Below are 19658 nucleotides of genomic sequence, written 5' to 3'. Positions count from 1 at the left end.
GGTGAGAACGCGAGTTTGAACACGCAGTTCGGAATCACGATGGTCTGGATTCACACTAGTCTGGCGTGTCCAGATAAGGGTCCTGACCGATTTCACGCTGCATCTTCTTGCGTTCTTTCTCGTGATGCATCAGCACCATCCGATCACGAAAGTGTTTGCGTTCGACTTTGCGTTGGGCCTTGCGGAACAGCTTGGCTAGGCGGTCGGCGGATCCACCCATCAACTCGCCCTGTTCTTTCAGCTTGTCCCCACGTTTCATTCCCAAGCCACTCTTGAGAATATCATCGTCCAACGACAAATACTGGCGATAAGAACCACGGTCACCTTGGCGTCCGCAACGACCGATCAACTGACGGTCGATCCGGGCGGCATCGTGGAGTTCAGTACAAATCACGTGCATCCCGCCAACGGTTTCAACACCGTCGGACAACTTAATGTCGGTTCCGCGACCCGCCATGTTGGTTGCCACGGTAACCTTGGCATGCCCGCCGGCCGCAGCGACAATTTCGGCTTCCTGTTCAACATTGTTCGCGTTCAAGACTTGGTGCTCGATGCCGAGTTCATTCAGCATTTTCGACAAGATTTCGCTCTTATCGATGGAACGAGTTCCGATCAAAATCGGTCGACCTTCTGCGTGAACTTCCGCAATCTCTGCGACAATGGCGGCAAATTTGCGTTCCATCGTTCCAAACACGCGGTCAGGTAGCCGCTTTCGCTTTGGCGGCTTGTTTGTGGGAACTCTCAGCACTGGCGTTCGATAGATCCGACGTAATTCGCGTGCACTGGTAGCTGCCGTTCCTGTCATGCCGGCCAAGTTGGGGTAACGAAGGAACAAATCCTGAACCGTGATTCGAGCGGCTTGACCGGTCGGAACGCTGATTTCGATCTTCTCTTTCGCCTCGATGGCTTGGTGAATTCCGTCGCGCCATTTCCGTCCCTCAGCCAATCGCCCCGTGAACTCGTCGACAATCACAATTTCGTCGATGCCCTTGTCGCCAGGTCGCACGACGTATTGGCGATCGAGCAGAAACTCACGATGCACTTTGATCGCTCGCTCAGCGTATTCGTACAAATCGACAAGCCCCATCGTCCGGACAAGGTCACTCTTGGGAAGAGCGCGAACTCGTTGCCGACCACGGGACGTCAATTCGTACTGCTTGGTCTCGGGGTCAATCGTGAAATGCTCTTCGATCTCATAACCGGGCGCATGGTCCGACGCCCAGTGATACGTCTCGACGATTTGATCTCGGACGGTGTCTTCGATGCTACCGATGATCAACGGCGTCCTGGCTTCGTCGATTAAGATACTGTCGGCCTCGTCGACCAAACAGAAGTGCATTCCTCGCATCACAATTTCATCACCACTGCTGCCGAATCCAGCACCGCCATCGCCGAGCATCTCAGTTTGCAATCGGTTCTGAGCACGCAACAACAATCGGTCACGCAAGAAATCAAATCCGAATTCCTTGGCCGTTCCGTAAGTGATCGCGGCTCCGTACGACTTTCGTCGAGCGGGTTGGTCATCCGGCGTTTGGATGATCCCCACGCTCACGCCAAGCAACCGAAAGAGCGGTTCCATCCACTCGGCATCACGTTTGGCAAGGTAGTCGTTGACCGTGGCTAAGTGAGCACCTTTGCCCAGCAATGAATGCAGATACAACGGCAACGTCGCAGTCAAAGTTTTACCTTCACCCGTCTGCATCTCGGCGATGTAGCCTTCAAACAATGCGATGCCGCCGATGACTTGCACGTCATAGTGCCGCATCGATAACGCGCGACGCCCGGCTTCGCGTACCAAGGCATATCCTTCGGGCAAAAGCGACGACAACTTTTCGCCGGCCATGGCCTGATATCGTAGCGCCAATGATCGTTTTTTTAGTGTCGCGTCATCTTCGTTCTTCAACACCGGTTCAAGAGCGTTGACTTGTTCGAGTTGACGTTTCCAACGAAACATCGCGGGGCGAAATCCCTGGCGAGAGAACATCGACAACGTGCGGCCGGTATCGTTGGCTCGTCGCTTATTCGCTTCGCTATCGCTGCCCCCAGAGGACGGCGGATTGGGTGCCGTAGGGTCGGGAACACTCTCGTCAGCGGCAATCATATTAGGTCCGCTCGACATAGGTCCGCTCGAGGGAGATTGATCCGGGGACATGACATTGCCAGCGGTGGGATGATCCACGGCTGTATCACTCGCAGCTAACTGCCCCGCGTTGGCACTGCCGGCGGGCGGATCGCTCTGTGTTTCAGAATTGGTCGGCTCAGTCGCCATCGAAACCACTTTTACGAAGAAAAGAAACAGGACATTCGGGGGGAAAATTCGCTGATGATCGCGTGAAACTTCATTTTAACGTCGGCTCTAGGAATGATAGGCAAACCTTAGCGTCTTCATTCACCAAGATGGGTAATTTGGCTCGACTCTGCCTAGCCTAACGGCTGTTCTGCATAAACCGGTTGATTGCGTCGAAACCCTTATACCAGTCAATCAGTGTTCCCGGACTGTAAGAGACAATTTTATGAAGACTAAACTGATGAGAAGGCTAGCGATCGCAGCAGTGTTGCTGTCAGGTTCTAGCATGGTAACCGCAGGTGATGGTAGCTCGGTGATCGGCGATTTGCCCGGTTACGGCGAAGAAGCTTACTTCGGCGAAGACGCCGCCTACACCGAAAACGCTTACAACGACGAAGCTGATTTCGATCAGAACTACGCCGACGAAGCTTACGAAGCCGACGTGGCCCCCGTTGCACACCGCGAATACCGAACGGTTAGCCGTCCGCAAGTTCGCCAACGTGTCGTGAGTCAAAAGACTTACGCACCGATCGACGGTCGCCAGCTTCAACCCGTGTCGCACCACTCGAGCATGAGCTGCGACTGCGGCACTGCTTCGTGCGATGGCGGATGCGGCAGCATGGAAATCAGCTGTGGCATCGAAGAGAGCTGCGGATGTGGAGCATCGTCCTGCGACGGCGGTTGCGGATCATCGTTTGGTTCTTCCTGCGGCACCAGTCGCCGAATGACCAATTTGTTCAACAAAGGCAACAGCAACACTTGGGCGACCATGGAGTTCTTGCTGTGGTTCGGCCAAGATCGCGATTCACCGTCGTTAATCACGACTTCCGACGCTGGCACCTTGCCATCGCTTCCGAACGATCTCGATATCGCAACCAACGTTGACAACGTCAACACGGTGTTCGGTAACGACTTCAAGGGCGAACTTACCCCCGGCTTCCGAGCTGACATGGGTATTTGGTTGTCAGAAAACGTTGGTGTTGGCGGTCGCTTCTGGATCCTTAATGAAAGCGAAGACTCATACGGATTCACCGGCAACGGCGACAACATGTCCGTCGGCCGATCATTCTTCAACAACGACTTCGGTACCGAAGACGCGGTTGTGATCGCTGCGACCGGTGCACCGGTTGGTCCTGATGTTGCCGGCACCATCATTGGTGAAGACTCGCTCGACATCTGGGCTGCGGAAGCTTACGCACGTCTGCGATTCGGATGCTCAAAGAGCTGCAGCCTCGATTTCATCGGCGGTTACTCACACTTTGACATCGACAACTCGCTGAACATTCGCAGCACCTCGGAAATCACTGCTAACCCAGATCCAGGCACCGCGATTGGCGATAGATTGACGTTCGCGGATCGTTTCGAAACCATGAATGAGTTCAATGGCGGCCAACTCGGCTTCGACATGACCATGAAGCGAGGTCGTTGGATCGCCAGCTCGTTGACCAAGGTTCACCTTGGAAACATGAACCAGCGACTGAGTGTCCGCGGTAGCTCGATCATCAACGGCGTTGAAGACGCCGGAGGCATCCTTGCCGGTTCGACTCCCATCGACGGATCGCGTGACGTATTCGCTTTCGCACCGGAAGCCAACTTCAAGCTGGCTTACAAGTTCCGCCCTAATGTCGCCTTGAGCGTTGGTTACAGCTTCATCTACTTCGACAACGTAGCGTTGACAGGTGATGTGATTGATCGCAACGTGAACGGCAACGACATCGGTAGCGGTGCAAACAACAACGGTGTTCAGATCGACGATTCAAGTCTGTTCGTCCAAGGCGTCGACCTTGGATTCACGATCGACTTCTAGTGAATAACCTTGAGCCATCCGGCTCAGGTGCCTAGCATATTTCGGGAATACTGCACCCGAGTCGAATACGCCTAAGATAGAGCGTGCGAGGAGAAATCTTCGCACGCTTTTTTTAGTTGGATCGTCGCCACTTTTCACGACATCTTCATTTCGTTTTTCAGACTGACGTGATTTGCATGATCATCCTTGGACTATGGCCCATCGCCGGCATCACCACCGTGGGCGTTACCCCCGAGGACGCTCGCCAAACCATCCAAACCGCCATTGATTGCGGGATCACCGCATTCGACACTGCGTTTAGCTACGGTTACGACGGTGAAAGTGACCGATATTTGGGCGAAGCTATCGCGGGTCAACGTGACCGTTACACGGTCATAGGCAAGGTCGGTCAACGTTGGACAACAGATCGCAAGCGTGTGGTGGATGGATCGCCAGGGCAACTTACCGCCGACGCCGAGTTGTCGCTTCGACGCATGAACGCGGACCGATTTGATGTTCTCTTCTTACATAGCCCTGACCCCAACGTGCCCATCGAAACGTCAGCGCAAGCAATTGCCGATCTACGTCGACGGGGGCTGTGTGACCGCGTTGGGATCAGCAACGCCGATGTCGCTCAGGTGCAGGCATTTGCAAGTGTCGACGGATGTGACGCCGTCGAGTGCCCGCTCAACTTGCTGCAGACCGATATGCTGGCGGACTTCATCCCTGCCGCCCAAACACTCAGAAGCGAAGTTTATTGTTTCTGGACGTTGATGAAGGGCTTGTTGGCCGGAGCAATCAAACGAGATCACGTTTTTGCCGATGGTGATTCGCGCCCCGGGTATGACGTGTTCCAAGGTGAACAACTCGAACGGGCTCATTGCCTAGTCGATGGGCTTCGCGAAGTCGGCGACCGGCATGGCATGACCGTGTCGCAACTTGCCGTCGGTTGGGTGCTGTCTCAACCGGGCGTGACGGGCACACTAGTGGGCGCCCGTCGGCCGGAACAGATTCGGGAACTAGCAGCAGCCAGAAAATTAAACAGCGAAGTTGCCGAGGATGTCCTTCGTCTGAAAGAATCATTCGACCGTGGAAAGTCGATTGAAATTAGCGACACGTAGGTCACCGCGGCTTGCCCTGGCGGGGATCCAGGCTAACGAGGTTACCGGCTGGGCTCACCCCAGCTGCGGCAATCTTTTGTGACCAAGCACTTGTGACCAATCATCGGTAACTATCCACCGGAGACTATTCACCGGTGATACAGAAACCCGGTTATGAAGACACTGCCGTTGGAGCCAAGCACTTGGCGATTTGGCGAACGGCCTGACGAAGGCGCTGCTCGTTTTCGACCAATGACATCCGAAGATAGCCTTCGCCCGCAGCCCCAAAGCCGCTACCGGGACTGACCGCGACATTGCCTTCTTCAAGCAATTTCATACCAAACTCCATGGTGCTCATCGAGCTACGCCACGGTTCAGGAATCTGGGCCCATACGAACATTCCGGCCTTCGGTGATTCGAGTTGCCAACCGAGCCTACGCAGACCGCTAACCAACACGTCGCGTCGTCCTTGGTAGATCAGCGATTGCTTGAGTACGTTTTCTTCAGTCTCTCGCAACGCCACGATCGCGGCGATTTGAATAGCCTGAAACATTCCGTAGTCGTAGTAGCCCTTAATCGTTCCCAAACCACGAACCATTTCGGCGTTGCCAGCACAAAAACCAACACGCCATCCGGCCATGTTGTATCCCTTGCTCATGGTCGTGAACTCAACGCCCACGTCCTTGGCACCCGGCGCTGACAGGAAACTTGGTGGTTGATAACCGTCGAATGCCACGTCGGCGTAAGCGAAGTCGTGAATGACCAGGAAGCCGTACTTCTTTGCCAGTCGCACAACGTCAACAAAGAAGTCGGGTTCGACAACCGCTGACGATGGGTTGTGAGGATAGTTGACGATCAACACCTTCGGACGCGGTTCCATGTTCTCGCAAGTGTAGGCAACATTGCGAAGGAACTTGTCGGGATCCGCTACGTCAAGCGACACAACGTTCCCGGATGCTAGGATCACTCCGTACATGTGGACGGGGAAATAGGGGGACGGGATCATCGCCGTGTCACCAGGCCCCATCAATGCCAAGCACATGTGCGAAAAGCCTTCTTTGCTACCCAGGCACGCAATGATCTCGTGCTCGTGGTCAAGGCTGACCCCGTACTTGCGATCGTACTTCTTTGCTAGTTCACGACGCAGGTTCGTGATGCCATTGGATTTGCTGTATCCATGGTTGTTGGGGTCCATCGCGGCTGTGTTCAGCTTATCGATCACGACTTGGTCGGGTGGATCCGACGGGTTGCCCATCCCCAGGTCAATCACGTCGTCCCCAGCTCGGCGCTTCTGGTATAGCGAATTATTGATCCGGCCAAACATGTAAGGCGGCAGACGATTCACTCGCGATGCAAACTCAACCACAAACGGCTTCGGCTCTGGGTCCGTCGTCGGGGGATCAATTGAGGGAGCGTCGATGTTAGGAGTATCGTTAAACTTTGGATCGGTCATATCGACGGGCGGGGCAACCGCTGAAAGGGGTTCAAAGGAAAGTCGTAAAGATTATCGCGGAAGCGTCATTGTCGGTCAGACACAAAAAAAAGCCCAGGGGTTCCCGAAGTAAATTCGAGGATCCTGGGCTTGAAATGTCCGGTTTGCCGTTGAGTCACCCAGCTTAGGGTTTGGCGGCGACTCGAGGCGTTTTCTTCTTCGATGCAGTGAAGAAGTTGTCGATTTCGGCGTTCTTGCGAAGTTCGTCTATTTTCGCGGCCATTGACTCTCGCAATTTCTTTTCTTGCAAATCTCGCGTGAGCTCCGATTGCACGGACGCTGGATCGCGAACCAATGGCTCGGTGAACCCCTGACAACGCAGAATGATGTACTTTCCGCCCGTCGCGATGATGCCGCTAAGGTCACCCGGCTTCAATGAAAACGCTTCCTTTTCTACGGCCGGCTGGCCACTGTGCTTGCGAATCGGTGGCACCTTGCCCATGTTGGACGCCGAAACGGGTTCAACGCTGTACTGCTCGGCAAGCTTGCCAAAGAAATCGTCGGTTGGGTTGTCGCGAGCCATTTCCCAGATCTTCTGAGCACTACGTTGATCGCTGAGCACGATCGCGAGTATTTCCACCCGAGGACCGAAGGCGGCTTCGAACCCTTCCTGCATGTCTTGTTGAGTGATTTGCACGTTGTCTTCGACCAACTTGGTCAGTGCGACGCTGGGCCAAACCGAATCGGCGATGTAGATCGGTTCACTTACCTTGCCGTCGGCGGTCACGGATTCCATCCAGGCTTGAACATCGGGTCCGCCGTCCTTACCAACGAAACCGTAACTGGTTGCCGCTCGCTCGATCTCGGCACGAATGTCTTGATCGGCCACTTCCTTACCTGAGGCACGCAAGGCTTGCATCAACAACTTGCGATTGATTTCTCCTTCGAGAACGTCCTCACCATGCTTGCTGATGCACTCTTCAGCGACATAAGCGATCGTGACCTGTTGTCCGTTGATGATCGCAGCAGCACCAGGGTATTGACGCATCTTTTCTTCATCGCCGAGCACCTTCACCACTTGGGCTTCGGTTTGCAGCTTGGCGAACAGCTCGGTGGCTGCCGATCGCATCTTCTCGTCACGGATGCGATCTGTGATTTGTTCCTTGATCGCTGGCATCGCTTGGGCGCTGGGCGTCGCGGCAGGCAAGCGACGGACCGCTTGCAGGAAGATCCACTGGTCGCCCAGTTGCAACAACTCTGAAACACCGCCGTCTTCGAGAGCGAACGCGGCATCCTCTAAGCGAGAGTCGCCACTGTAACGACGAATCGGTGGAATCAATCCTCCAACACTGGCGCTGGCTTCGTCCTGGCTGAACTTCTTTGCGAGATTACCGAATTGGGTTGGATCCGCTTTCGCCGCCGCAAGAATCTTGTCAGCTTCGGTTCGGCTTTCATGCATGATCAAGCGGCACTTGACTGCTTCGCCAAACTGGGCAAGAAACGCTCGATTGAATTCTTCATTGGTTACCTGCACTTGATCGGCAACAAGACGACGAAGCGCCAGCATCGGCCAAATGATTTCGCGACTGTATTGATTGGGTGAAATGTCGCGTTCTTCTTGCAACAGCTTCAAATAGCTGTCCATCGACAAACCAAACTTCGCGGCGAGTCGCTGAACTTCTGCGGCAACTTCCGCTTCTGTGACCGTGATGCCGTTGTGTTGGCAAGCTTGCATGATCAAGTGGCGATTAACAATGTTGTCGAGCACGTCGACACCATATCGTTCCACCGCGCGATCACCGAGCGTCTTGCGAGTGATGGGATCAGCGTTAACGACCGCCACCACGCTGGGATTTTGCTGTCCCGCATTGGGTTGGCGATTGGTTTCCTGAGCGGCGACGTCGCTCACGACCACTGCCAAGGCAACCGCCAAGATTAGCGTTTGCGGAAGGAAACGAATGAACGACGGGAGCCACGATTTGAGTCGGGCAATTTGCAACGGCATGGGGGTCACTCCTTTGAACCAACTTCCTGGATCTTGCCAAAAGGCTTCATGCCAGCAGGCATTGCTGCGAAGATTAGGGAAATTTGAAAATTGACTCAAGATGAAAACGAGTCATGCCGAGGAGAGTCGCTCGATCGCAAATTTCCGAAGGAAACATCAATGCAGGCGGCAGCGAGTCACTCACTAGAACCGTGGCCTCGGAACAAATCGCAAAACGAATCACCCACCGAGCAATGGTTTCGCTCGCACGTCAATTGAACCCATGCGAGTTCTTTAAGAATCCAGCCCTTCGTTGCAAACGTTTGTAGATGTTTCCATTGGCAATGGGATGGAAACCGCCGCAGAAAGCCGACCACTTCTTAAGCAATAAACCTAACGCGTTACCATCAAACAGGTTACGACTTTCCCGGGCGATTCTGGGCACGTTTTGGCACGGTGCGTGCATTAGCACCTTTCATCTTCCAACCAACCTTCACGGAAGACTCGAAACTCTCTTACTTTCAAACGTTTTGGCAAAGGAACATGCCCATGTTGGTTCTTACACGAAAAGCTGACGAACAAATTCTTATCGGCGACAACATCAAGATCACCTTGGTCCGTATCAAAGGCGGCCAAGTCCGAATCGGGATCGAAGCCCCACGTGAGGTCCGAGTCATTCGCGGCGAACTTCAAAGCCATGACGTCGCGAGCGAAAGCGAAGCCGAGTACTCAGCGATCGACCCAGTCGCTGAAGTATTCGCTCATCCCGAGTCGCTAAAGGTCACGGCAAAGAAGGCTGAGAAGAGCGTCAACCGCGTCGCCGCTAAATCGGTTGAAGCTGCGACAAAAGCTGAACTGTTCGTCGGGACAGTATCGCGAAACGGCGACAACGTGAAACTGAAGCGAGCACCGCTGTCGGGTTACGTCGCAGCGAGTTAATGGCAGCGGATTGAACGCAGCGGTTTAGTTACCGCTGAAGCGTAGCCGGGTTAAAATCGTTCACTTCGACTTTATCAACGCCGCGATAATCATGAACTCCCATTCCTTGATCTAAAGGACGGGAAATTACATCTGGATCTAATTCGGATTCCGTTCGAAGAGCGACTCGGTCGTTCGCATCAACGGTCTTCAAATGTTCCAGCAATATACGACGCACCTCAAAGATAGCCTTGGGCGTCATGTGAATCTTCGTGTGATCGGAATCGACAATCAATTCGCTTTCGACATCATCCATCTTAGCACTTGCGTACTCCACCACCCCATCGCCGCTGCCCGCTCGGGCTTGGACGAAGGACGGATCTTCGAGCACACCAATGATATTGTGGTATTTCACATTCGGAGCACGCTTGGCTCTCATCATGACCGGAAAAATCGGTGACTCGGGCGCGAGTGAGTCAATCGCATTGGCAACGGTCAACAACTGCGTGTCTTTGAAGAGCGTGGGGTTGTTTTCAGCTAAACGATTGCCCGTCGAGATTGCTCGCGATGGTAATTTGATGAACTTTCTGGCGAGCCATCGCGTGTAATCATTAGCGAACTCACTGCCGCGGTGTGGTGTTCCGATCGTGATCACCCTACGAATAGAAGAGTTCGGACGAAAGAACAGTGTGCTCACCAATCGATTGCGGTCCGTTGGATCTCCCTTCAACTTGGCAATCGCCTGATCGGCATTTTGGACCGGTTGGTCGCTAACGATCTTCCAGAACTCATCGCCTGAATCGATCGTTTGCATTCGGCTGACCAATCCGCCCATGCTGTGACCGACAAGGACCATTTCGTCGAGCGGTTTGTCGCGGCGATGAGGGTCAAATGCCTTCCGCATCGCCATTAAGTCCCCGCGCAACTGCGTCGCACTGATCCAGAACGGTTGTCCCGACGGATAGAGGTAGAACCAGAACTGATATCGTTCGCGAATCTCTGGAAAACTACGCAGGTCGTTAAACATGTCCATCCATGTCATCGGACTCGACCACAATCCGTGGACCATCAACACCGGTATGCGGTCTGGATCGTAGGGCTCAAGCATGTACAGCCCGCTCTTTTCCAACGAGTCGGCTGGATTGAGTAGTCCTTCGGTAGCCTCATTGCGTTTTCGAAACTCTGGTGAGTCCAAGAAGTAGGCCAGCGGTGTTGTTAGGTCGGTTTCGAGTGGGACCCATTGTTCAGCGAGTTGGATCTGGTTTGCCGTCAGTGGATCAAAGAATTCCAGCACACAAGTCTTGGATTGCCCCGGCCGATCACCCGTTTTTTCGGGCACACATCGCATCAATGCGGTCACGGCATAGGAAAGGCCCTTCGGGTAGTAGTTTTCAGCCTCTGGACGATCCGAGCCCTCGTTTTGAGGTCTTCGAACCGCGATCAAAGGCACGCCAAGCCCGTAGGTCGTGTGTCGATTTCGAAGTGTTTCAATTTCGTAATCGCTCACAAATTCGTAGCGATCAAACTCATTTGCTTTCCATTGCCCACGCATCTCGGTACGCACAACGAACTCACGGTCCGGAGTCTTGATGGTGTACGTTTGCCCTGGCTGGATCTGATTCTCGCTGCACAACAATCGCAGCGTGTCTTCGAGCGACTCGTTGTAAAGGTCACAAGCACCTCGAAACTGAGGATCATAGAAATTGCGAGTCGTTCCCAAGTCTTTGCTGAAGAGGTAGTCGTAGCTGTTAGTCAGTGCCACGCCGTAATGGTTCAATGCATCCGAGGCATTCCCTGCTCGCTCGGCCCGTTTCCCTTCCACGTAAGACAACTCGCTAAGAGCATAGATCAGCTCTGCGTCAGGAATCTCGATAATGCGTTCGCGGATGTAAGCGAAGCATTTTTTGCGATCGGCGTCGTAACGAGAATCCAAGTCATAGCGTCGCATCGTGTTCCACGTGCGTTCACTGATCTGAGGACCTTTCCGGCTGACCAAATTCAACGTGGAAGCCAAAGCGTTTTCGCGAACTTTGCGATTGGCAAGATAGTTCGGCGTTACACACCCTGAAAACGATCCGATCAACACGCACAACGTCAAACTGGCCCACATCGCCCGAAGGCTACACCGTGTCAGCAGAACGGGTGCAGGTTGAATGAAGCCTTGGTAAGGCTCTTGAGAAACCTTTGGCGCGTGCGCATGTTTCACGCCCGCGCGTGTTGGCGCGTCGTTCGTGTCATCGTCGTGTTTAGAGCGACGTTGCATCCTGGCCTAAAGAACAGGGTTGTGTTCGAAAAGAGATGCTGAGTTCGAAAGGAAATACTGTTTTCGATGGAAATAAGAACCAACCGTCTCAACGGTGGATGATGGACAGTAGGAATCAGTACGGACGGGTGTCAACATTTATCCTCAACTTGATCATTGGTTCGTTGCCACCGAGGTAGACACTGCCTATCGTGAATGTGACGCCACTACTCGCCCCAACAACGTTGATTGCGAGTGAACTTGCGCCGGGAAGCGCAGCGGTGAATGACAAGATGGACCTGTGAAACGCTCACGCGTGAAACTAGTTTGTCGAATCAATCGGAACAAACCTGATGACCGTGGGACGAGGTGCCCACTTGGAACACTCAGGCAGACTGTTCCGAATAAGCACCGCGTTGGTTTTTTGACCAGGCACAAATCGTGACCTATGTTTCCTTGGCCAAGCATTCTGAGCATCTCTTGCTTTGGCTTTCCTCGGGTTTGCTTGAACCAAATCCGAGGTCCTCCCCGATGGTGCTCAATGGAAGCTTTAGCGCATGGATTTTGTCGCTCAACAGGTTAGCCCTGCTCAGTCAGTCTGCACCGCTGTTTCGACTCGTCGCACGACCGCATTGCCAGTCATGGCATTCGTTCTATTATTCTTCATTCAGGGAATGTCGGTGGCTGATGCTCAGTCCACCATGCAGACCCGATCGGTCGTGCAAGATGCAACTCCTTTTAGTATCGAGGGAGCCAACAACAATGCAGCCAACGAGATTCAATCGGCTCTGACCAAGGGCCTCGAATTTGAGCGTGCTCGGATGTGGGGCGAAGCGATCGGCCACTACGAGAAATTCACTCGCAAGTTCCCGCAAGACGCGCAGCTTTACCAGCGAATGGTGATCAGCCGTCTTTACTACGACGTCAACCGACGTTTCAAAGACGAAAGCTATCTGCAGTCTCTTCGCGAGCTTAGCACGAACGAAGCCCTGGACTTGTATTCCGAAATCCTTGCGAACTTGCAAACTCACTACGTCGACGACGTCGATTGGGCTCGCATTTTGGTACACGGCACCGCCGCGCTCGAAGTCGCCCTTAACGAAGACGCTTTCGTTGACCGAGTGCTTCCTAATACCAATCGTGAAGCGATCGCTAACTTTAGGAATTCGATTCACACCCAATTGCAAAGCCGCAGCACTGCCACCCGTTTCGATTTGCGAGCCGCAGTGTCGACGGTTGCTCAACGTGCCAACGCTGAACTTGGTTTGTCAGGTACGGCGGTCGCTTTGGAATACCTTAGCGGTGCCGTTTCGACGCTCGACCCTTACACTCGCTTGCTTTCACCAAGCCAGCTTGATGAAATGTTTTCCAACATCGAAGGAAACTTCGTGGGACTCGGCGTGGAACTGAAAGCCAAGACTGACTACTTACAAGTCTTGTCGGTGATCCCCGGTGGACCCGCAGCGGAAGCCGGATTGCTCGGTGGCGAAAAAATCATTGGCGTCGGCGGTGAGCGAACCGAAAGCAACGACCCCGAGTACGTTGCCGATCTGCTTCGCGGTCCTGAACATTCCTACGTTGCCATTGATGTTGTCAGTGCTCAGGGTGTCGAGCGAACGATCAACGTTCAACGACGTCGAGTCGAAGTTCCCTGTGTCGAAAATGTTCACTTCGTGGATCCCGAAAATCGCGTTGGGTACCTGCGGCTGACCAACTTCCAAAAAACGACGACCCGCGATGTTGAACGAGCTCTTTGGGACCTGCATCGTCAAGGTATGCGTTCGCTGATTATCGACGTTCGTGGCAATCCCGGTGGATTACTTTCCGCAGCGGTTGAAGTAGCCGATCGTTTCATCAGCGAAGGTCCGATCGTGACGACTCGCGGACGCAACGTTCGCGAAAACTACGACTACAAAGCTCATCGCCCGAACACTTGGAGCATCCCTTTGGCGGTTCTGATCGACGGTGACAGTGCCAGTGCAAGTGAAATCTTCGCCGGTGCGATTGCTGATTCGCGTCGTGGTGAAATCATTGGCGAAACAAGTTACGGTAAAGGAAGCGTTCAAGGAATCTTCCGTATGCAATCCGCGAAGTTTGGGCTCTGTTTGACCACCGCTAAGTTCTACTCACCTAGCGGCCGAGCGATCAGCCAAAACGGCGTGATGCCTACGATCGAAGTTGAACCGACTCACATCGCCGCTCGCCCTGATTCGCAAGGTCACATCACGCTTGATCGCGAAGACTCGGTCTTGCAACGTGCTGTCATGCAAATCAGCGGACGACCAATGATCAGCCAACTTAATGTTGGCAAATAGACTCGAGACGGATTGGTCGGTTGATTGAACGTCGAAGCAACGTTGTTGCTTTTGAAAGCCGCTAAGTGTTGACCCGCAAGGTCTCGACGATCAATGTAAGCGAGTTAAGCACCATATGGACCACAATCGGTGCAACGATGCTGCCCGTTCTTCGGTATAAGTAGCCTAACGCGAGTGCCAGCACAAAAAGCGGTACTGGCGCGGCCCCGTGACCGAAGTGCATGATTGCAAAGATAAAGCTTGATGCGATGACGGGCCAATCAAAACGGTCCTTCCATGGTTGATCACCTTGGTCTCGTTCCCACTGTTGCAGATCGCCAACTTGCATCGCTTGAGCAAGCCGTTCGAAGCCGCCGATCAATAATGTTCGGAACAAAAACTCTTCGACCAGAGGTGTGGCAATGGCGGTAGTGACGAATACCAAGACCAACTTGGGAACCGAGTCGATGCCTGCCAAGATCTCAAGCACCGGATGCTCGTAGGGAATCACTAGGTTCAAGAGACCACTAATCACAAGCACCGGTGGCAACACCATTAGTGACGCTTTGAGTCCTAGCACGACGTCACCACGACGAACCCTAAGTCCCAAACGATCGAGCAGTTTGTCGGATCGAGATCGAAAGAACGCCAACATTACCCCCAAGGCCATCAATCCCACGACAAGGGAAATGGCGATTAGGACGTATTGGTTGGCCGCTGTTTGCGCATCGCTTAGTGGCGGGTCTGTTTCGATCGGTTGGCGTACCAAGACGCCCTGGCTCAACAGATATGACTGAGCCACACCCGCGAGCACCATCATCAATCCGAACATGATCAGGGCGTCGCCAGCATTCCAAAATGGAAAACACCGCTGGCGAGCAGGCACCAACGACGCAAGCACCTCACCGAGTTGGCCTCGGTGCTGGTACACGACCCTTATCCACATCACCAAGCAAACCACAGCGGCGCTGAGCAAAAGCGAATTGATCAGATTAAGGGTTTCCGCCGCGGTCAATATTCAGCTCACGTCTTTGCGAAGCACGCCCGCGGCTGCGATGACATACACGTATCCGGAATAGATCGTCAAAGCGATTGCCGACCACAGGAACGTTTGCCCGAGATAACCTAACCAAACCGTGGCTGGATAAAGCAACGATAAAAGAATCGTGATCGCTGCGGCACACTGCAGCACCATTTTCCACTTGCCGAGTTGATTCGCGGAAAAGTCGCCGCCGCTGCCTTCGATCATGCCTCGCAAACTGGTGACAAGCAGTTCCCTAGCAACAATGGTGGTCGCCATCCAGGAAGCGACACCTGAACCCACGACTTCGACCAACGCGATGAACGTGCCGCAGATGATGATCTTGTCGACAAAGGGGTCGAAGATTCGTCCGAACTTCGTGACTTGTCCATACTTGCGAGCCCAATAACCATCCATCCAATCGGTCGAGACGGCGATCACAAACAGCACTAACGCGGCAAACTGCATTCCCATCGGGATTAGCACCATCACACCGATGGCCAATCCGAAACGGACGGTCGTTAACGCATTGGGAACGTTGTAAACGGAGCGTGAAGGGGAACGCATGTCTGAGGTCATTGTCATTTTTGTAGACTCGATCACGAAGCACCCGCGATCAACCCATGTTGTCGCCGATCCTGTAGAGCCCGCCAAGGTGGGAGAGACAGCGCGAGCAGTGGCGCTGGTGACTCCGTTTTCCTCAATTGACGACTCAAACGCAACGTATTGCGTCTTAAGACAGCGGCGCGGCCACTAGATCGTAGCCATCCGCAGCGACAATTTCGCACTGCGCGATTGTACCGACTTCAATCGGGCTATCGGGATCGACACCTGACACATAGACAACACCGTCGATATCAGGGGCTTCACTCTTGGTCCGCCCGATCCAAACACCGGGTTGATCGTCTAGCGGAGAATCAATGATGACGTCTTCGACGGTGCCAACACGAGACTCATTCCAATCGAAGGCGACTTGTTGCTGAATTTCCATGATCCGCCCCTGACGTTCAAGCGCGACTTCTTCAGGTACACGATTAGGCAGTCGAGCCGCCGGCGTATCCTCTTCTACTGAATACGTAAACACACCCAAGTGCTCAAAACGCTGCTGGGCAACAAAATCGCACAACTGATCGACATCATCGTCGGTCTCGCCGGGGAAACCAGCAATCAACGTGGTTCGCATGACCAAGTTATCAATCCTCGAGCGAAGCTTGCCCAGGATTTCTTCCTGAGATGAACGAGTGGTCTTGCGGGACATTCGCTTCAGCATCGCATCGCTGGCGTGCTGCAACGGCATGTCAATGTAAGGCAAAATTCGTTGACTGCCCGCAAGAGTGTCAATCAAGCGGTCATCGATGTACATCGGATAGAAATACATCAAGCGAATCCAATCGATGGAATCAATCTTATCGAGCTGCGTTAGCAACTCGGTAAGCCTTGGCTCGCCATATAAGTCTTTGCCGTAGTACGTGGTGTCTTGCGCCACAACGACGACTTCGCGGACGCCGCTATCGCCCAACCGCTTGGCTTCATCGACGACTTGATCGATTGGCTTGCTGTAATGCTTGCCTCGCATTTTTGGAATCGCGCAAAAGGTGCATAGCCGATCGCAGCCTTCACTGATTTTCAGATAAGCAAAGTGCCGAGGCGTGACAGCCCGGCGGACCGCATCGGAAAGCGGACGAATGGGCGCCGGGCGGAAGACCTTGGCCTGCTCGTCGATGCCAGCTTGCAGCCGATCGATCACCGAAACAATTTCATTGCGTCCGAAGACGCCGATCATCGCATCAATTTCAGGGCGGGCTTCAAGCAGCTTGCCTTGCTGGCGTTCGGCCAAACATCCGGTGACGACGACGTTGCGAATTTTGCCAGCACGTTTGAGCGCGAGCATTTCGTCGATGGCGCCGAGCGACTCTTCACGAGCGGAGTCTATGAAACCGCATGTATTGACGACCACAAAGTCGGCATCGTCGACGGAATCCACCATCGCATAGCCGTCTTCGTCGAGGCGACCTAACATTTGCTCGGTATCGACGAGATTCTTGGGGCAACCGAGGCTAATAACGGCGTACCGACCGCGCGGACCTTCGCCGTCTTTGGCGACCCGCGAGGGCATGGTGTTGGTTTCGGAAACGATGGGTAATTGCATGCCGCTAGCGTTGGCTGTGCAAGGCCTTCTGTCAACGGCTAAAACGGTCGCGAACGGCTAAAACCGTCGCTAAACGCGGGTCGATACCGGCGGAACCAACGCAGCTTAACGCTAGCCAAGAATTGGTCGCGTGTCGTCGCCCGCTGCGAACTCAAACATTCGCTCTAGTCGGGTGAGCTCGAACACTTCACGCACCGGAGTGGGAACGTTCACTAACACCAATCGCACACCGTGGCTGCGAAACTTGGTGTTCATTCGGATCAAGCCGTTGAGACCCGCACTCGTGATGCGGTCGACCGAAGCAAAATCCAAGTTCAGATGCGATTGTTCATCATCGCTGCCGTCGCACTCAGCAATTTCTTCGACAAGCGAACAAACGTCGCTAGAAAGCTTGCGGGCACTCTCACAACGGCTGAGGTGGTGCTGTGGAATCGAGACCGTGGTCTCGCTTCCCTGCTTGACTACTTTTAGGTATTCGTCATTACTCTGCATGGGATCCGATCGCTCATTTCCGCCGTAAGATTTAACTCACAGTAGAGTAAGCATCGAAATTGTGCAAACGGTTGCAGCAGGCTTCGCGGTACTGATTAGCCCAATAATACCTGCATAATTTAACTTACCGAGCTCCTACGGCGTCGATTCACTCCGAGTCGGACCTTTGCGCCGTTCGAATGACCATTCGGTTTTCGCCGAAAAATTCGGTGACTTTTCCAGATATCACCCAGCGATCGTCTTGCGCGTCGGCTCGAATGGATTCGACAATTCGCTGTAGCATCAAGTTTTCAGCCAGGATCCAGTGCCTTCCTTCGGCAACTTCATTGACGCTTGCGATCTTGCGTTGCTCGCGTTGGCTGTCACGGGTGGAAACGACTTTCACGGGACCAAACATTCCGCCGGTGCTAAATCGCAATCGAGTGATGGTTCGCTCGGCACCCGAAGCCGCTTCGGATCGTGCGATGCTTGATAGTGCTCGGTTCTTCCATTCCATTGTCGACAAGTCCTGTCGCCTTAATCGGTCGTCACCGATCGCGATGGGGTCGTCATCCTCTTGAGCGCCAACCACCGCTTGCGGAACGAATGCCCAACGTCGGCCAAGCATGACAATTCTTCCATCGGTGGGGGGAATGAGCGTTCCTTCGCGAACTACCGAGTCCTCTGCTTGAGGCTGCTCTTCGGCTGTCTTGCGAGAGAACGCGTCTTCATTGAGTGATTCGTGAAAACCACGATGTTCATAGCCATGTCGGTCATCCGCCATCGTGTTGTCCGCATCGAGTGCCCCCATCGCCATAATGGCAAGAATGCTCAACGCGCAAACGATTCGCCGGGATCGGCCAAACGCGAATCGAAACGGCGAGTCAGCCCACCAGAGGATGATTGGCAGCAGAAGCATGTGCGAACTTTCGTTGACGTTGAGGGGGAACGCCCGGCGGATCTTGGCGGATGAAGACCTAAGATCCTGGCCGGGGCGGCCACATACGGGAGGGAGGGTAGGTCCGTATGCGGCCGCCGGGTCAGGTGCTCACGCTGGCGGGACTATCGGACGCGATCGAGAAGCGGAACTCAATCGAGAGGCGACAGTGGCGTGAACGGGTTGGTGACTTTTGAACAGGGTGGGGCGACTTTCAAACGAGCAGGGGACTCGTAGGTGGGTGCATCGCTGGTGGGGCAGCGAAGCACCGCTGAGTCGATGCTTGATCTCAGTCGTGGCGTTGCTGGCGGGGCAACGCCAAAGCGTGGCAGCTCATCACAGCCCCCACCGCAATCATTGCCAAACCGAGCCAGCGAGGCGGGGTCACTCGCTTCATGGGCTTGGGGTGAACCGACATCATGAAGTTCGACATCGACGAATTATCCGCCACAGGGGTGCTCTTGGTTACGCGAGCGAGCATGCGGGTCGTCGACTCATTAAGAACAAAAGAATCAACCATTCGGAATTGAATCCCCAACAGAATCAGCAGGACTCCGGCGAGGAAGAAGCGATTGCGGTACATCGACATGAGCTGGCTCGGTGCTTTCTCGCCTGGTCATTCAGGACGAAAGGTGCAAATCAAATCGGGAAGGATGGAAGGGCATCGGACGAACGCGGCGAACCCAATCCTGGGTCGGAGTGTCTCACCACGTCGGTCTACCACTGTTAATCGGCGGCGGTTAGTGAATTCTTGGCGAGAACAGAAACCTGTACCGTTAAGCGATCTGTGACGATTACGCGGTCAGTTCTGGACAGATCGGGATTGACGATATCGCGGTGCGACCATCATCCTGTCTCGTCGAGACCACCTCGAAACGTGTTCCAATGGATGCCCGGGGCTAATGTCGCTGGCATCCGGGTTACCGCTACCACGATTGCACCACACGGAATTCGCCGCAAAGCATTCGCCGCAAAGCGTCAACGGCACTTGCCGCAGAGCGTCAGCGGCACTTGCCGTCCAACGCAACGGTCCCCGC

15 protein-coding genes are annotated in these 19658 nt (G+C 54.1%); 4 read left to right on the top strand and 11 right to left on the bottom strand.

Going from position 1 to position 19658, the window contains the following annotated elements:
• Window positions 1-55: 55 nt before the first annotated feature.
• Window positions 56-2119, bottom strand: coding sequence for a preprotein translocase subunit SecA (locus tag Pla22_RS13200; protein ID WP_390620267.1), 2064 nt, complete (start codon window positions 2117-2119; stop codon window positions 56-58).
• A gap of 394 nt (window positions 2120-2513) precedes the next feature.
• Here Pla22_RS13200 and Pla22_RS13195 point away from each other — a divergent pair, with 394 nt between their 5' ends.
• The gene (locus Pla22_RS13195) at window positions 2514-4094 is read left to right on the top strand and encodes a BBP7 family outer membrane beta-barrel protein (RefSeq protein ID WP_146515026.1); all 1581 of its coding nucleotides are present in this window, start codon (window positions 2514-2516) and stop codon (window positions 4092-4094) included.
• A gap of 176 nt (window positions 4095-4270) precedes the next feature.
• Window positions 4271-5194, top strand: coding sequence for an aldo/keto reductase (locus Pla22_RS13190; RefSeq protein ID WP_146515025.1), 924 nt, complete (start codon window positions 4271-4273; stop codon window positions 5192-5194).
• Window positions 5195-5345: 151 nt separating this feature from the next.
• Here Pla22_RS13190 and Pla22_RS13185 read toward each other — a convergent pair whose 3' ends face one another.
• The 3 genes from Pla22_RS13185 to Pla22_RS25225 all read right to left on the bottom strand — a co-directional run bounded on the left by Pla22_RS13185 (window position 5346) and on the right by Pla22_RS25225 (window position 9034).
• A complete protein-coding gene (locus Pla22_RS13185) occupies window positions 5346-6626 on the bottom strand; it encodes an aminotransferase class I/II-fold pyridoxal phosphate-dependent enzyme (protein ID WP_146515024.1) in 1281 nt (426 codons plus the stop codon).
• Window positions 6627-6789: 163 nt separating this feature from the next.
• Window positions 6790-8610 carry a peptidylprolyl isomerase gene (locus Pla22_RS13180; RefSeq protein ID WP_146515023.1) on the bottom strand — a complete coding sequence of 607 codons (1821 nt, stop codon included), beginning with the start codon at window positions 8608-8610 and terminating at the stop codon, window positions 6790-6792.
• A gap of 250 nt (window positions 8611-8860) precedes the next feature.
• A complete protein-coding gene (locus Pla22_RS25225) occupies window positions 8861-9034 on the bottom strand; it encodes a hypothetical protein (protein WP_165440638.1) in 174 nt (57 codons plus the stop codon).
• A 104-nt stretch (window positions 9035-9138) separates the two neighbouring features.
• Between Pla22_RS25225 and Pla22_RS25905 the strand changes: the two genes are divergently transcribed.
• Window positions 9139-9528 carry a carbon storage regulator gene (locus tag Pla22_RS25905; RefSeq protein ID WP_146515022.1) on the top strand — a complete coding sequence of 130 codons (390 nt, stop codon included), beginning with the start codon at window positions 9139-9141 and terminating at the stop codon, window positions 9526-9528.
• Window positions 9529-9556: 28 nt separating this feature from the next.
• Here the strand turns inward: Pla22_RS25905 and Pla22_RS13170 are convergent, their stop codons facing one another.
• Window positions 9557-11617 carry an esterase/lipase family protein gene (locus Pla22_RS13170; RefSeq protein WP_242632055.1) on the bottom strand — a complete coding sequence of 687 codons (2061 nt, stop codon included), beginning with the start codon at window positions 11615-11617 and terminating at the stop codon, window positions 9557-9559.
• Window positions 11618-12306: 689 nt separating this feature from the next.
• On the opposite strand from Pla22_RS13170, the gene Pla22_RS13165 reads away from it, so the two are divergent.
• Window positions 12307-14064, top strand: a complete 1758-nt coding sequence (locus tag Pla22_RS13165) for a S41 family peptidase (RefSeq protein ID WP_146515021.1) — start codon at window positions 12307-12309, stop codon at window positions 14062-14064.
• A gap of 61 nt (window positions 14065-14125) precedes the next feature.
• On the opposite strand, the gene Pla22_RS13160 is transcribed toward Pla22_RS13165, so the two are convergent.
• From Pla22_RS13160 to Pla22_RS13135, 6 genes are all read right to left on the bottom strand, one after another.
• On the bottom strand, window positions 14126-14974 hold the full coding sequence (locus Pla22_RS13160) for a CPBP family intramembrane glutamic endopeptidase (RefSeq protein WP_165440637.1): 849 nt from the start codon (window positions 14972-14974) through the stop codon (window positions 14126-14128).
• An 87-nt stretch (window positions 14975-15061) separates the two neighbouring features.
• A complete protein-coding gene (gene pgsA / locus Pla22_RS13155; protein ID WP_146515019.1) occupies window positions 15062-15631 on the bottom strand; it encodes a CDP-diacylglycerol--glycerol-3-phosphate 3-phosphatidyltransferase in 570 nt (189 codons plus the stop codon).
• Between the two features lie 166 nt (window positions 15632-15797).
• Window positions 15798-17213: a 30S ribosomal protein S12 methylthiotransferase RimO gene (gene rimO / locus Pla22_RS13150; RefSeq protein WP_146515018.1), complete on the bottom strand. Its 1416-nt coding sequence runs from the start codon at window positions 17211-17213 to the stop codon at window positions 15798-15800.
• Window positions 17214-17324: 111 nt separating this feature from the next.
• Window positions 17325-17705 carry an STAS domain-containing protein gene (locus tag Pla22_RS13145; RefSeq protein ID WP_146515017.1) on the bottom strand — a complete coding sequence of 127 codons (381 nt, stop codon included), beginning with the start codon at window positions 17703-17705 and terminating at the stop codon, window positions 17325-17327.
• A gap of 148 nt (window positions 17706-17853) precedes the next feature.
• Complete coding sequence (locus tag Pla22_RS13140) at window positions 17854-18603, bottom strand: hypothetical protein (RefSeq protein ID WP_146515016.1); 750 nt, start codon at window positions 18601-18603, stop codon at window positions 17854-17856.
• Between the two features lie 307 nt (window positions 18604-18910).
• Complete coding sequence (locus Pla22_RS13135; RefSeq protein ID WP_146515015.1) at window positions 18911-19210, bottom strand: hypothetical protein; 300 nt, start codon at window positions 19208-19210, stop codon at window positions 18911-18913.
• Window positions 19211-19658 lie beyond the last annotated feature (448 nt).

Origin of the sequence: Rubripirellula amarantea (genome assembly GCF_007859865.1) — a bacterium.
In the GTDB taxonomy this organism is placed as follows: Bacteria; Planctomycetota; Planctomycetia; order Pirellulales; family Pirellulaceae; genus Rubripirellula; species Rubripirellula amarantea.
This window is presented reverse-complemented; position numbering and strand designations above follow the sequence as displayed.

Coding starts and splice junctions, on each gene's coding strand:
- Pla22_RS13145 (WP_146515017.1), bottom strand. CDS start 17,705: ATGCAGAGTAATGACGAATACCTAAAAGTAGTCAAGCAGGGAAGCGAG.
- Pla22_RS13135 (WP_146515015.1), bottom strand. CDS start 19,210: ATGTCGATGTACCGCAATCGCTTCTTCCTCGCCGGAGTCCTGCTGATT.
- Pla22_RS13180 (WP_146515023.1), bottom strand. CDS start 8,610: ATGCCGTTGCAAATTGCCCGACTCAAATCGTGGCTCCCGTCGTTCATT.
- Pla22_RS25905 (WP_146515022.1), top strand. CDS start 9,139: ATGTTGGTTCTTACACGAAAAGCTGACGAACAAATTCTTATCGGCGAC.
- Pla22_RS13140 (WP_146515016.1), bottom strand. CDS start 18,603: ATGCTTCTGCTGCCAATCATCCTCTGGTGGGCTGACTCGCCGTTTCGA.
- pgsA (WP_146515019.1), bottom strand. CDS start 15,631: ATGCGTTCCCCTTCACGCTCCGTTTACAACGTTCCCAATGCGTTAACG.
- Pla22_RS13195 (WP_146515026.1), top strand. CDS start 2,514: ATGAAGACTAAACTGATGAGAAGGCTAGCGATCGCAGCAGTGTTGCTG.
- Pla22_RS13190 (WP_146515025.1), top strand. CDS start 4,271: ATGATCATCCTTGGACTATGGCCCATCGCCGGCATCACCACCGTGGGC.
- Pla22_RS13170 (WP_242632055.1), bottom strand. CDS start 11,617: ATGTGGGCCAGTTTGACGTTGTGCGTGTTGATCGGATCGTTTTCAGGG.
- rimO (WP_146515018.1), bottom strand. CDS start 17,213: ATGCAATTACCCATCGTTTCCGAAACCAACACCATGCCCTCGCGGGTC.
- Pla22_RS13200 (WP_390620267.1), bottom strand. CDS start 2,119: ATGTCGAGCGGACCTAATATGATTGCCGCTGACGAGAGTGTTCCCGAC.
- Pla22_RS13185 (WP_146515024.1), bottom strand. CDS start 6,626: ATGACCGATCCAAAGTTTAACGATACTCCTAACATCGACGCTCCCTCA.
- Pla22_RS13165 (WP_146515021.1), top strand. CDS start 12,307: ATGGATTTTGTCGCTCAACAGGTTAGCCCTGCTCAGTCAGTCTGCACC.